Consider the following 13,287-nt stretch of genomic DNA (forward strand, 5'->3'; position numbering starts at 1 on the left):
CTCCTGACTCCTGACTCCTGACTCCTGACTCCTGACTCCTGACTCCTGCCTCCTGTCCCGACAAGAGATTTTCGCGGGAAGTCTAATTATTCGCCCCCTGCGCGAGTCCCGCCTCTAGCTTGATCAGGATTTTCGGTTTGAGTTCATCGAGTTTTCGCTTTAACATCCGCTTGCTGATCTGCGGTTTGCCGGCGCGGGCCCCCTGACTATCCGAGAGCCATTGTTTCAGGAGCTCGCTCTGATTCGGGGGAATATTCACGGTAATCGTGTTCTCGCACGGGCCGGCTTTATCGAGAGGAAAAAACAAAATCCAATAGCGTCCCGTGTCCGCGAGGGTTTTCGCGATCCTCTGCCCCTGGACGGTTTTCAAATCCAGATAACAGGGAAGCCAGCGCGGCCCCTGCTCGCGGTGGAACAGTACCGTGATCCAGAGAATCATCGGGTGCGGGGTCGCGAGAAAGAGAAATTGATTGTAACGGATACTGGCCACGCGCACGGGAATATCCTCTCGATCGAGCATCACCCATAAACTAGCGAACGCTCCCTCGGACGAGTTCAGACAACGCGGGAAAACGATTTTCTGCTTGGGTTTATCGTCGGGCCAGGTGGACTGTAAACAGGCCGTCTTCGGGCTAACGACCGCGATCGCCGTCGGTTCCTCTAGATCGTTGAAATTGATCCGGGTGATCTCGTTGTCCAATCCCGGAATGAGGGGATCGAGGGGGGAGAGGAGACCGCTTTTCGCGCTTTTATGACCCTTGATCGAGGGTTCGATGCGATCGAGGATCTGCAAGATCTCGGTGACGGCCTGGGGTCGATCGCCCGGATCTTTCGCCAGACAGCGCAGGATCAACTGTTCCAACTCCCGCGGTAATTGCAAGCCGGGATCGAAAGGCCGGGGTTCCGCGTAGTGATGCACCTCGTACCACCCCCCGAAGGAAGAATTATCGGGAAACAGGGGCATCTCTTTGGTGAGCATCTCGTACATCAAGATCCCCAAACTGTAGATATCCGATCGATGGTCGAGTTCTTTTCCCTCCATCTGTTCCGGGGAACAATAGGCGAGGGTTCCCATGAAAGACTGGGTTTGGGATTCCCCGGATTGAATTAACTTGGCGATCCCGAAATCGAGGATCTTGACCAACTCTCCCAGGCCGGAATCCTGGATCACGAGAATATTGCTCGGTTTGATGTCCCGGTGAATGATCGGACACATCTCGCCTTGAAAGACGATTCCCTTGTGGGCGCATTCCAGGCTAAAACAGATCTGACGGGCGAGATTGAAGAAGCGGGAGAGCGGTAGGGGATGGAATTTGACGATCTCGCTCATGCTCTCGCCTTGCAGAAATTCCATGACGTAAAAGGGAACTTCCTTTTCATCCACGCCATAATCGCGAACTTTAACAATATGAATACTTCTTTCGCCTAAAAGCGCGGATATGGTAGCCTCTCGCTCGAATCTCTCCCGCATCCGTTGGTTTAATAAGGTTTGCGAGAGAAATTTCACGGCAACGGTCACGCCACCCAGTAATTTATCTTCCGCTCGATAGACTTGTCCCATCGCTCCACTCCCGATCAATTCGACCAATTGATAGCGATTAGCGAGCAAGCGACGATGTTTGGGTTCTAACGACATAGCCAGGCTACCGTTTTTAAATAATTAGGGATTCCGGATAAGAGAACGTGGGATAGCTCCCCTAGAACGGGAGGGCGATCGAGAGATCTCGTTCTAAGAGTTCCCGGTTTCTTCCCCCGAAACATCACGATCCCGGAACTTTTTCCGGCAATTCTCTCCCGTCTTCGTCTAGAGACGCTCGCCGAAATAGCGTCGGTACAGTTGACAACTCGCCCGGGCCCGATCGCCCTCTAACGTCACCAATCCGGCGCTCTCTAGCTTGTAGGCGACGATCGGTTCTAACGTCACTCCCGCGTCCGAGGCGATCGCCCGTTTCAGCGCGACGCTCAATTCCGGCTGTTTCTGTAGATTCTCCCAGTGACGGAGCAGGTGGGCCGAGTAAATCCCCCCCTGGGTGACGGCGTTTTCCAGGGGATTTTCCCCGGTACGCGAGCGCGCCTCGATCGCTAATCGGGTTAAATAGGGATGACCGCCCACCAGAGCGAGTAAATCGCCGATAAATCTCTCCGTCTCCCCGTCACTCGGTAATCCGTGGGCTTTGGCCAGCCGCGAGATCTGCTCGCGATCGAACCCCGGTAATTTGATCGCCCGGCCCACGTTAAAGGGCGATTGATTCGCGTCGAGTTGGATGTAGGCTTCCGTGGAATTGGCGATTACCAGCCGTAAATTCTGCCAGATCTCGACGTTATTCGCCTCTTCATGCCAGAAACGGAGTAGGGGGAGGAAATCGCCCGCGATGTCGGGATACTCGAAAATCCGATCGAGATTATCCAGGGCCAGCACCAGGGGAGAGTCGATCGAGGCGAGAAGATAGGATTGAAAATAGGTCTGGCAACTGACGAGACTACCGAACAGTTCCTCGTCCCAATACTCGTCCAATTGCGGCTTTACCCCCAGTTCCCGGCTGACATTCGCGCAGAACCACCGGCAGAAGCGATCGAGGCTCGAAAACATCGCCGCTTCCGCTACTTGACAATTTAAATAAACCGTGCTATAGCCGTGGCGATTAGCCTCGCCGAGAATCTGTTTGACGAGGGAGGTTTTCCCGGTTTGTTCCGGGGCCTTGACCCGCACGAGCGCGCCGGGTTTGGTGATTTCCCGATAGCACTCCGTCTCGATCGGCGGGCGGGGGATATACATCCCGGTCTCGACGGCCGGCGGGGGGGTAGAATCGATCGGGGGATTCGCCCTCCACTCGACGTATTGAATATCCTTGAACCATTCGCGCAGGATTTGAAACTTTCCCGGCCCCTTGCTACCGAGTTCCAATTCCGGGCAACCGTCCGGCTTATCCGCGGAAAAGTAACTGTAGATTTTGGTCATCTGTTTTTTGTACGTCTCGTGACTGGCGGCCTCCGCCATCTCCCAGATTTCCTCGTCGGGTTTGCGCCAGTGTTCGTAGGCGAAGCGAACTAGAAATATCTCCTTTAATTTTCCGCGTATATCGTATTTTTTAGCGATATAATCTAAAAATTCATCCCATCCCTGTGGTTTCATCCGTTTTCTGTCCCGTTTTCCATCGATAAAAGCGAATCTGTAATCCTTCTGCCCGCCGCTTCCCGGTGGAGCGCGCCTCGTTAACCCATCCCACGGTCTACAGCCTCCCGCCTCCTGACCCCGATTCTACTAATTTCCCCTTTTTTCCATGTTACCCCTTCTCCTCGCCCCGGATATGGGACTGACATCCGCCGGTCCGAGAAGATATGGTAAACAATAGATACATAGCCTAATGGTGTCTACAGGAGAGTAACCATGAAAATCACGCTCGCTTTCTTTGTAGCGGTCTCCTTGCTATTAGGTTCTATCCCTCACGCGATGGCGAGAACGCTGAACGGGGAGCGTTTCGACTCCACCCCCCTCTCGTCCATCCTACAAAACCGCGAATGCAAAGGAGACAAGGACGACGATTGTCAGTAATCGCCGTCCCGTCCCGGTCGGAGAAGTCGATCGGGTTCGATCGCTTCCCATCCTATCCTTTTCCGACAGAGGTTAGCCTTCTAGCCTCTCTTTCTCATTAATACTTCCCGAGGCCACGGCTACCATCATCCATTAGGTAGTTGACCTGCCTTCAGCCCCTGGGAACAGGCAGAAGGCAGAAGGCAACCGTAAAGATTTCGGGCGGCCCCGGGAAGTGGTTGTAATACCTCGCGGGTTTTGGATTTTTTAGGGCTTCCCGTCCAGGCCATCCTAAGGGTTCCGGTCTCCTTGTGAACGGGTAAACGGTGCTATTCGAGAAGTATTGACACGGGTGGTCCATTTGACTGTCAAAACTAGCGCGATAGGGCGGAAGTGGACGGGTAGAGAACGGCTAGGAACTTACTTCCGGCAAAGCGCATCAGTAAGCTCTGGAATAAGTAATCCCATTGATTTTAATAAGGTGCAAAATCATGACCGATCAACGACCGACCGGTGTAACCATTCTCGCTGTAATACAATTTCTGGGTGGCATTTTAAGCCTGTTTCTCGGCGTATCCGGACTCTTCTTTGGAGGGCTGATGGTCGCGGCGGGAAGCGGTCAACCGGCGAACGAAGCTACCACGATGGCGCCTATTTTGATCGGGGCTAGTATTGGCGCGTTAATCAACGGCATGATCGGCTTGATCGCGGGGTTCGGTCTGTTTACGCTGAAGGGCTGGGGGTGGATACTGGCGATCGTGTTTGCCGCTTTAAGCATCCTGAACAACTTGGTTTCCCTTTCCCAGGGACGCAATGTAGCCGGGGCGATCGTGGGGATCGTCATTTCAGGTCTGATTCTCTACTACCTGAATCAGCACAACGTGAAACGAGCGTTTGGCAAAGCGTAGGCATCGGATGAAACTTCAACTCACGTCGCTCACGGCGATCCCGCTAGACTTGTCCGCGCTCGATCGCCTCCAGATCCCCTACCGATCGCCCAGATCCGGGGCGGGGCATCGCTCCTGCCACGGCAGAAACCATTTCCAAGCTCAACCTTTGAGGGAGGGAAATGACGGAATCGCATTTTTATTGTTTTCAAGTTTACGTTTGGAGATGTTTTAGCCATGAAATTAACCAATTCAGTTTTAGCGATCGCCCTCCTATCCGCCTCGTTTAGTGTTTCCCTAACCGCTAGGGCGGATACCGTCAATGCCCGTTGCAGTGTCTATCCCAAAGGAGAGGATCGGGCTTCCTGGAACGGTTCCTGCACCTTTTCTCAACGGCAGGGGTCCGTGGAAATTCAATTGCAAAATGGCAAACGCTACGATTTGCGCCCTGTTGGGAATCGCCCTAATCAGTATCGCGATCAAAATGGTCGTTCCGCTTATCGAGAAATGGACGGCGATCGGCAAATTTATCGCCTTGCCCGTGAGTCTGTCTATGTGACCTTCGATGCTCCTGAAGAAAATTCAGGTAGTCCAGAGAATAGCGGTGGCACTCAACCGAGTGCCGGTACTCCCGTCTCTCGCTTACAGGACTTGGTTGGAGCCAGGGCGGGACAGGCAGAAAACGCGGTCAAGCAACGAGGCTATCAATTTGTGAAGAGTTCTAGTGAAGGAAATTCTGTCTACAGCTATTGGCTGGAAAAACGAACCAACTACTGCGTCACCATCCGCACCGAGCAGGGACGGTATCAGTCGATCGTCTACGCGGGCGGTCCCTTTGATTGTCAGAACTAATCCCCGATCGGCCATTTGCCCACTTCTTTACCGAAGCATCCAGACCCCCCACCGATCGCCCCGATCCACCCGCGCCAGCACGGGGCATTTTCACGTCGCGAGCCAGTAATCCCGATACGCGGATTAATATGCGTTTGCCGATGGTCGTGAATAAAGGTTCGCGGTTTTACCGGTTTATCAACTTCAATCAGTTCAGAAAGCGAACGGTTCTTTCAAGTCCTGGCTCGATCGTATGAAACACCGATACCGATTACTTCTGGCTTTTGTGATGGCGATCGCCCTAACGGTTCTGCCTGTCCTGCCTCTAGGGAGCCAAACCAAACCCGCCGCTAACCCGGCAAAACCCGTCGCCGTCGCGACCGATGCTACCTACACAAAGGTTCCCTGCGATCGGGTGAGCGAAGTTCCCGGTGAGAACAAGCGGGATGACCCGCTGACCCTGCTCCTGGGCGACAGCCTGTTCGCTTCGGGAACCCAAGAAGGCAAGGACTACGAGTGTGGGTACCTGACCGTGCCAGAAGTTCACAGTCAGCAACGGGGCAAGCAAATCCAAGTCGCCATCGCGATCGTCAAAAGTACCAACCCCAAGCCGAGTGAACCGCTGATTCTATTCCAAGGCGGGCCGGGCGGCTCCAGTCTGGACATCTTCCCCCGTTTGTTGTCAAACCCCGATGATCGGTCCGTGCAAAAATTGCGGGCGCAGCGGGATTTGATCGCTTTTGACAAGCGGGGAAATCGCTACTCCAGACCGCGATTAAACTGCCCGGAGTACAAGGAATTGGAGTCGGAAGAAACGCCGGAGGGCAATGCCAAGGAACTGGCGAGTCTGAAAGCCTGCCGCGATCGCCTGACTCGGGAAGGGGTGAATCTTGCCGCCTTTAACAGCGTGGAAAGCGCCCATGATGTGGCGGCTCTGGCGAAAGCCTTGGGATACAAGCGGGTCAACCTCTATGGCGTGTCCTACGGGACGGAACTGGTACAGAACGTGATGCGGCAACATCCTGACATTATCCGCAGTGTAATTCTGGATGGGATTGTACCGGTCGAACCCAGTCTCGAATCTCAATACGGCGTGATTCTCGATCGACTGATCACCCAGGTGGATGCCGCCTGCGCCGCCGATCCTGACTGTAAAGCAATCTATCCCGATGTCAAAGGCACCTTTATCGCCACCCACGATCGCTTGAAGCGAACGCCAGGGTCCGTCAAATTATTCAGCGGCAAGGGACAAACCAAGACCCTCAAGATCACTGCCGATGACTTTTCCTCCGTCCTGTTTCAGATAGCATACGGTAGCGGTGCCCCCTTTGTTCTGCCCGCCCTGATCTACCAGGCCAAGGAGGGTAACTTTACCCTGGTGGCACCGTTTCTCTACCTGTCGATGCTGGAAGGAGGGGGGATCACCCAGGGAACTTACTATTCCGTGAAATGTTCGGAAGATGTTCCCTACGCGGGTGATCTGGAGGTCAAAGGACTGCCCGCCTTCGCTCGGGATTGGGGCGGCAAGGAACTGAAATCAGAGGTTGATAAATGTAAAGTGTGGGATGTCCCCGCCCTTGACCCATCCGCCCGCGAACCCGTGATTAGCGATACTCCGGCGTTACTGCTGAATGGTCGCTTTGACCCGATCACGCCGCCAATTTTCGGTCGATCGGTCGCGAAAGGCTTGCGGAATCACTTCTTCGTCGAGTTTCCCGCCAATGGGCATGGAGCGATCGGTACTCCCTGCACCCACTCGATCATGGCGGAATTTCTGGCCGATCCTAACCAAGCTCCAAACACCGCCTGTGTCAACGAGCAAAAGGTGCAGTTTATCACCGAGAAGAATACCCTGATCGCGCCCGGAACGCGCTGGCTCGGACAATCGTTGTTCGATTTAAGGTGGCGGACGATTCTTCAGCGGGTAGTGCTGTTGGTCTTGCTAATCCTGTTTCCTGTAGTTTGGTTGGGGATGATGCTGGTGGCATGGCTACGCCGGAGAAGTAGTGGCAAAACCTCGCCTCCGGTTCCGGTTGGCGCGCGCTGGGCGCCCTGGCCGGGTGTGTTGCTGGCGGTTCTCGGTCTGGGCTGGATTCTGGTCCAGGGGTATGAAGTGGGTACAACGCTGTTCTACTTTGGATATGGCGACTATAGCTACGAACAGCTTTTAGTTGGCATCGATCGCCGCTATGCCTGGATCTATTTTCTTCCCATCGGCATCGCCCTGCTGTCGATCGGGATGCTGATCTTTGCCATCCTGTCCTGGAAGCGATCGTACTGGGACAAAGCCCGTCGCTTCTACTACTCCTTCACCGCGGGGGTGGCGATCGTCTATACTGGGTTCCTGGCGGTGGCAGGACAATTAACCGTGTTTTGGTAAGGTGCGATGGGTTAACGATCCGAACAATTTAGTAATTAAACCCGAATCAATGGGAGGAAGAAACGCCAATGCAGATCGAGTTGATGTATCAGCACGCCTATACCCTAGGGCGAGTGCGACTGACCGGGGGCGAAAAAGTCCGGGTAGAAGCGGCTTCGATGGTCGGAATGTCTAGCGGTATGACCCTGGAAACCACGGCGACCGGAGGCTTTCTCAAATCTTTGGGACGGGCATTTCTGGGCGGTGAGAACTTTTTCCAGAATGTCTATACCGCTCCCGATCAAGGCGGTGAGGTGTTGGTCGCCCCCTCCCTGCCGGGCGATCTGACGACGTTAGATATCACGGAACCGATGCTGGTGCAATCCGGCGCTTATGTGGCCTCGGATCTAGGAATTGAACTGGATTCCAAATGGGGTGGCTCCAAGTCATTCTTCGGCACCGGAGGTGGACTGTTCATGTTGCGAGCGCGGGGGCAGGGACAGATGGTGGTGTCCTCCTACGGCGCGATTCACGAAATTACCCTGGAGGCCGGGCAGTCTTACACGTTGGATACGGGGCATCTCGTGGCGTTGCCGGAGTCGATGTCGTTCAAGATTCGCTCGATCGGGGGAATCAAAACCTTTCTGTTTAGCGGCGAGGGATTTGTAGCCGATCTCACGGGTCCGGGTAAGTTTTTGGTGCAAACGCGCTCGCAGGATCAATTTCTCTCCTGGCTGATTCCCAAGTTGCCCCATTCGGTCAGCAGTAGCAGTAGCAGTAGCAGTAGCGGTTGATGTTCATTGTCGGGAGCGTTTTCAGATCCCAAAGGCTGAGCAAGCATTTCAGAGATTTTATCGTCCACATCTTCCCCCGTAAGTTCGGAAGAACCGGATTTTTTAGGGCTTCTCGCCCACGGGATCATAAAGGTTTCAGTCTCCTTGTGAACCCGTAAGTGACGCTATCCGAAAAGTATTGGAAGTGGTTGCCGCTTTCCAAGGACGGACCAACGGGGCAGAAGCCCCGTTCCTTGTTCCCCGTTCCCTTTAAACGATTTATTTGTCGAAACAACGTCCCCGGAATCGCTTCCACCCGAGGAAAATTAACCCCAAAACGCCCACGCTCAACGGACTTACCGTCGAGGGTTCGGGAACCGGCAGAACCCCACCGTCGGCGCTCAGTTCTACATCCACATCCCGGCCGAAATCTCCCAGATCGTAATCAAAATTCAGATCGGGAGTGAAACCGGTTCCCGCCGCGCTGGAAATCGAGAAAGTACCGCTACTCCCGATTCCGGGCAACCAATTCTCGAAAATTCCCGAATCCTCGGAACGGGTGATGATGCCCTTCTGGACTTCGAGGAACAGGGAACCGCGTTGGTCGGCGCGGATGAAAGGACTATCGAGAGTGATGCTGAAGGTTCCCTCACTAATGGCGAAATCGAGAGATTGATCCCCCCAATTGACACGACCATCGCCCGTATTGGTAATATCGAAAAGTTTGCCCGAGCTTAAAACTTCCCCTGTATTCGGATCGGTCACGCTAAAGGAAATGGGATCGACGCGTACCCCGCATTTCGCACCACCGACAAAATCCCAATTAAACCGAGGTCCCCAGACAACGATTCCGAAAGGTAAGCGGATTCTCTGGCGGGCCGTCACTCCCGTGAAACTATTGGCGCAGGCCACTTCCCCGCGTTCTTTCGCCGTCGCTTGCCCGGACGCGCTAATCGTTCCCGAGACGGTTCCGATGCCGATACTATTGATTTGCGTGAACGAAGTCGCGGTAGCCGAGGCGAACCCTCTCGAAGCGGTGGTCGAGTGAGTGTGCGTGTAGGGAAGGGAGGGAACCGGGGGGGAGATAGTATAGTTATGAAGTCCGTAGCTCGTGAACTGGGTTGTTGGAGAGGCGAAGGGAGAGAAAGCGAACGCGCTCCCCCCGTCGTACCCGCGCACGAGAGGGGTTAAGTTTCCCCCGACATTAAAGCTAAAATTGTGGATGGTATTGTAGCTAACCGTTACCGCGAGAACCGGCGTACCGAGGCCGAGAACGACCCCCGCGCCGAGAAGGGTGGATAGAAGGGTGGTCGGAGATTGAGGGAACATAGGCAATAAGACTCTTGTCGAGTGGCTAGATAGAAAGTGCGTCCATTAAAGTAAAAATTTTTCGGGTGGTTCAATAAGTAAAAAAACTCACCGCTAACTTTTCGAGAGGGGAAAGCGGCTCTCCGAAAGACTTTTTTCCGATCGAAAACTTAGCGAGACTTGATTTTTATTGATAAAAGTTAATAGCGATTAATAATAAATCTCTATGGTGCGGTAATCACACGAATATTTATCAAGAAAAATGAAAGGATCGTTACGATCGCCCCTCGTTCCGGAAGACATCGAAGACCGACGACGGAAAGATCGTGGTCGATCGGCCGCGCCCGGTCTCGATCGAGAATCACCGGACAAATCCCCGAAACGTCGCGCTCGTCGGGAAATCCGCTGGAAAAATCCAGAATTCTTTCCTAGAGGAACGGACGATCGCCCTGTAGACCGGTTCGGAGGACTGTTGACAGGCACTCGGGCTACAATGAGAGCGAAGTGGTGGAAACGGTAACGGTAATGGACGGAATCGATCGTGAGCGCGGGAAATCGGGAGCGATCCGGGAGCGACGGGACGCTATCGCTCTTGAATCCCGTCCGGGAGTATCGTTAGAATCGATCGCCCGATTCTGCCAACGTTGGAAAATTCCAGAATTAGCCTTGTTCGGTTCGATCTCGCGTCCCGATTTTCGGGACGATAGTGATGTGGATTTCTTGGTGACATTCGAGGACGGGGTGAGCGTCGGTCTGTTCGATCTCTACGAGATAGAGGACGAGTTAAAATCGTTAGTGGGACGAAACATCGATTTTATCGTTAAAAAAAATCTCGAACAAAGTCAGAATTGGATTAGTAAAAAGAATATTGTAAGTTCGGCAAAGGTAATTTATCCAAAAATTTACAGGAAGTGTAATTGTATGATCACCTGTCCCCGTTGTCAGCGGAATGTCGATCGTCAAGCCCTACAGTGTCCCTACTGTGGCAATGTTTTAAAAGCTCACGGACATCCCGGAATGACCCTACATCAGTCGATCGACGGACAGTATCTCTGCGATACGTGCGTTTATCATACCGACGATAGTTGCACCTTTCCCCAACGTCCGCGCGCGCTCACCTGCACCCTGTACCGCGATCGTAACCGGACGGAAGAAATTATCCCTCCCCTACCGATCGATCGAAAACTACAACATTGGGCCGGGAGAAATAAAGGTTTAATACTCTTATTAGTCCTAATTCTCGGTAGTATCGGTCTCGCGTTTATAGGCTCACGTCGCTAATTTTCTTACAGGCGATCGCTTCCCGAAAAACGTCGAGATCGAACCAGAACGTCGTGCCGATTCCCACCTCGCTCACCAGATTAATCTTACTGTAATGTTTCTCGATGATGTTCTTGACGATCGATAAGCCCAATCCCGTCCCCTCCAGGGTGTGAACCCGGTTCTCCACCCGGTAGAATCGATCGAAAATCGCCTCCTGATCCTCCGCGTCGATGCCGATTCCCGTGTCCGAGATCTCGACGCGAATTTTATAATTCTCCGCGGGGGAGTTCGGGGGAACTTTATACGATCGAATAATCACTTTCCCCCCCGCGGGCGTAAATTTTAAGGAGTTCCCGACCAGATTCGTTAACACCTGCAAAAGTAAGTCGTAATGACCTAAAACCGGCGATAAATTTTCTTCTACCTCGTGGCTTAACTCCAATCCTTTATCCTTGGCGTTTAGCTGGTAGGTTCGTAAGATCTGCTCGATCAGTTGACCGCTATCCACCGCGTCGAGGTTATAGTGACGCGAGGACTCCAGACGCGAAAGATCGAGAACGTCGTTTACCAACCGCGTCAATCGATCGGTCTCGTGATTGGCCGTTTCTAAAAACTCCCGGCGTTCGTTATCTGTAAGATCTTCCCCGAATTCCGTCAGGGTTTCGATAAACGATTTGATATTAAATAACGGGGTTCTCAACTCGTGGGAAACATTACTAATAAACTGACTTTTCGCCTCGTTTAACTCCGCCTCGCGGGTGATATCCTGTACCGTGATGGCGATGCCGCGGGTATTTTCCCGATACTGATCGAGAACGCTGGTTAATAAAATACGGATGGTTCGCGGTTTGGGATGGGTGAGGGAAACGCGGAATTCCGCCGGCGCGATCGTGCTATCGTCCTCGATCTCGATCGATCGATCGTTTTTCCGCGCCGATTCTTCCGGTTGAATCGTTTCCCCGGCGGCGATCTGGTACAGCGGTTTCGTTAATTTCGCGGTTAACTCCGAGGGGAACAGATGTAGAACATTCTCCCCGATCACTTCCTTGTCCTCCCAGCCGAAAATATGCCGCGCCGCGGGATTAATTAACAGCAATTGAAAGTTCGTATCCAGCAGGATCGCGCCATCGGCGATCGTGGACATTAACGTATCGAGTTTCGCTTTCTCCGCGGTCATTTCCTCGATATTCTGTTCGTCGTAGCGTTCGAGGCGTTCCGCCATATCGTTAAAGTTGAGGATCAATTCTCCCAATTCCCCCCCTAACGGCAGATCGACCCGTTGTTTGAAATTTCCCGCCGCGATATTTTTTACCCCGACTAATAATTCCTTGATCGGCCGGGTGATCGTCAACGCGTTAAAGACCGCGCCGAGAATCACCATCGACCAGATGGAGACGAAAACGGCGATCGTCACGTCGCGGGTAAGATTGGAGGAGGCGACGGCGATGGCGTTGGGGTTGATACCGATCGCCAGTACCCCCAGATATTTCCCCTCGTGGAATAACGGCACGAAAACATCCGTCACCTCGCCGTCGGGGGTTTTATGCTGGCGTACCATCGGGATGTCGGTACTGGCGGCGTAATTTTCGGGTAATTGAATCTTGCGCTCGATCGTCAGAGAATTCTTGACTTCGGCTTCCGAATAGGGAATCCCGAAAAAGATCTTTCCGTCCTCGTCGGCGTAGATGAGATAGCGAACACTAGAGGTACTGCTGTAGAAACGCCCCGAAAACCGCGCCACGTCGGTTAAATGATTTTCGGCGATCAGGGGGGCGACATTCGCCGCCAGAAGCAGGCCGAGATCGCGACCGAAACGGGTATCGTTGAGGCGAACATCTTGCTGGATCGTGTTCACCGCCCAAAACGTCAAGCCGCTCATCAAGAGAGAGACCGCCAGAGTGGCCGCCGCCATGAGTTTCGTCTGTAGCGTGAACTCAGACCACCAACGACCGATCGCTTCTCGAAAAGTTTTCAGGACGTTTAACACGGTTCTTCGCCGGGGAATTTTTGCTGATCTCTAGAGGTCTTGTATCTCGAATCGATCGAAGACACGTTAATCTTAACGTATTATTAAGCGCTTTTCGGATAGGTTCGCGCTCCGGAGAATCGATCGCGGGGTGATTTTTCGGGAGTTAGGATCGAAAAAGCGGGCGTTTAACCCGCTCTTCAGTTGGGAAGATAGATGAGGGAGATGAGGAGGTGGGGAAGATGAGGAGATGGGGAAGGTGAGAGAGATGGGGAAGGTGAGGGAGATGGGGGAGATTATTAAGATAATTAATCTCCTGACTCCTGACTCCTGACTCCTGACTCCTGACTCCTGACTCCTGACTCCTG

The 13,287-nt window shown here is 53.3% G+C and carries 12 protein-coding genes; 7 read left to right on the forward strand and 5 right to left on the reverse strand.

The features are described from left to right. Nucleotides 1–82 precede the first annotated feature (82 nt). Both V0288_RS24005 and V0288_RS24010 read right to left on the reverse strand, forming a co-directional pair. Nucleotides 83–1,636 (reverse strand): serine/threonine protein kinase, encoded by a 1,554-nt coding sequence (locus V0288_RS24005; protein ID WP_332867722.1) that lies wholly within the window; start codon nt 1,634–1,636, stop codon nt 83–85. A 168-nt stretch (nt 1,637–1,804) separates the two neighbouring features. Beyond that, nucleotides 1,805–3,133 (reverse strand): AAA-like domain-containing protein, encoded by a 1,329-nt coding sequence (locus V0288_RS24010; RefSeq protein ID WP_332867723.1) that lies wholly within the window; start codon nt 3,131–3,133, stop codon nt 1,805–1,807. 255 nt (nt 3,134–3,388) lie between these two features. Between V0288_RS24010 and V0288_RS24015 the strand changes: the two genes are divergently transcribed. The 5 genes from V0288_RS24015 to V0288_RS24035 all read left to right on the forward strand — a co-directional run bounded on the left by V0288_RS24015 (nt 3,389) and on the right by V0288_RS24035 (nt 8,403). Next, nucleotides 3,389–3,553 carry a hypothetical protein gene (locus tag V0288_RS24015; RefSeq protein ID WP_332867724.1) on the forward strand — a complete coding sequence of 55 codons (165 nt, stop codon included), beginning with the start codon at nt 3,389–3,391 and terminating at the stop codon, nt 3,551–3,553. Between the two features lie 470 nt (nt 3,554–4,023). Next, a complete protein-coding gene (locus V0288_RS24020) occupies nt 4,024–4,440 on the forward strand; it encodes a DUF7144 family membrane protein (RefSeq protein ID WP_332867725.1) in 417 nt (138 codons plus the stop codon). Nucleotides 4,441–4,656: 216 nt separating this feature from the next. Next, nucleotides 4,657–5,271 carry a hypothetical protein gene (locus V0288_RS24025; protein ID WP_332867726.1) on the forward strand — a complete coding sequence of 205 codons (615 nt, stop codon included), beginning with the start codon at nt 4,657–4,659 and terminating at the stop codon, nt 5,269–5,271. 232 nt (nt 5,272–5,503) lie between these two features. Further along, the gene (locus V0288_RS24030; protein ID WP_332867727.1) at nt 5,504–7,630 is read left to right on the forward strand and encodes an alpha/beta hydrolase; all 2,127 of its coding nucleotides are present in this window, start codon (nt 5,504–5,506) and stop codon (nt 7,628–7,630) included. Between the two features lie 68 nt (nt 7,631–7,698). Then, nucleotides 7,699–8,403 carry a TIGR00266 family protein gene (locus V0288_RS24035; protein WP_332867728.1) on the forward strand — a complete coding sequence of 235 codons (705 nt, stop codon included), beginning with the start codon at nt 7,699–7,701 and terminating at the stop codon, nt 8,401–8,403. Between the two features lie 258 nt (nt 8,404–8,661). On the opposite strand, the gene V0288_RS24040 is transcribed toward V0288_RS24035, so the two are convergent. Continuing rightward, nucleotides 8,662–9,711: a hypothetical protein gene (locus V0288_RS24040; RefSeq protein ID WP_332867729.1), complete on the reverse strand. Its 1,050-nt coding sequence runs from the start codon at nt 9,709–9,711 to the stop codon at nt 8,662–8,664. 305 nt (nt 9,712–10,016) lie between these two features. Here V0288_RS24040 and V0288_RS24045 point away from each other — a divergent pair, with 305 nt between their 5' ends. Both V0288_RS24045 and V0288_RS24050 read left to right on the forward strand, forming a co-directional pair. Beyond that, on the forward strand, nt 10,017–10,145 hold the full coding sequence (locus V0288_RS24045; RefSeq protein ID WP_332867730.1) for a hypothetical protein: 129 nt from the start codon (nt 10,017–10,019) through the stop codon (nt 10,143–10,145). Between the two features lie 52 nt (nt 10,146–10,197). Next, a complete protein-coding gene (locus V0288_RS24050) occupies nt 10,198–10,971 on the forward strand; it encodes a nucleotidyltransferase domain-containing protein (protein ID WP_332867731.1) in 774 nt (257 codons plus the stop codon). Here V0288_RS24050 and nblS read toward each other — a convergent pair. Continuing rightward, complete coding sequence (gene nblS, locus V0288_RS24055) at nt 10,952–12,940, reverse strand: two-component system sensor histidine kinase NblS (RefSeq protein WP_479687458.1); 1,989 nt, start codon at nt 12,938–12,940, stop codon at nt 10,952–10,954. The two genes, V0288_RS24050 and nblS, sit on opposite strands and share 20 nt — an antisense overlap. A 72-nt stretch (nt 12,941–13,012) precedes the next feature. After that, nucleotides 13,013–13,287: hypothetical protein (locus tag V0288_RS24060; RefSeq protein WP_332867732.1), on the reverse strand; the 275-nt coding region annotated here is incomplete at its 5' end.

The organism is Pannus brasiliensis CCIBt3594 (assembly GCF_036688125.1).
In the GTDB taxonomy this organism is placed as follows: Bacteria; Cyanobacteriota; Cyanobacteriia; order Cyanobacteriales; family Microcystaceae; genus Pannus; species Pannus brasiliensis.

Excerpts from the sequence above, each read along its gene's own strand:
- V0288_RS24040 (WP_332867729.1), bottom strand. The coding sequence starts at position 9,711 with ATGTTCCCTCAATCTCCGACCACCCTTCTATCCACCCTTCTCGGCGCG.
- V0288_RS24025 (WP_332867726.1), top strand. The coding sequence starts at position 4,657 with ATGAAATTAACCAATTCAGTTTTAGCGATCGCCCTCCTATCCGCCTCG.
- V0288_RS24005 (WP_332867722.1), bottom strand. The coding sequence starts at position 1,636 with ATGTCGTTAGAACCCAAACATCGTCGCTTGCTCGCTAATCGCTATCAA.
- V0288_RS24015 (WP_332867724.1), top strand. The coding sequence starts at position 3,389 with ATGAAAATCACGCTCGCTTTCTTTGTAGCGGTCTCCTTGCTATTAGGT.
- V0288_RS24020 (WP_332867725.1), top strand. The coding sequence starts at position 4,024 with ATGACCGATCAACGACCGACCGGTGTAACCATTCTCGCTGTAATACAA.
- V0288_RS24010 (WP_332867723.1), bottom strand. The coding sequence starts at position 3,133 with ATGAAACCACAGGGATGGGATGAATTTTTAGATTATATCGCTAAAAAA.
- V0288_RS24030 (WP_332867727.1), top strand. The coding sequence starts at position 5,504 with ATGAAACACCGATACCGATTACTTCTGGCTTTTGTGATGGCGATCGCC.
- V0288_RS24035 (WP_332867728.1), top strand. The coding sequence starts at position 7,699 with ATGCAGATCGAGTTGATGTATCAGCACGCCTATACCCTAGGGCGAGTG.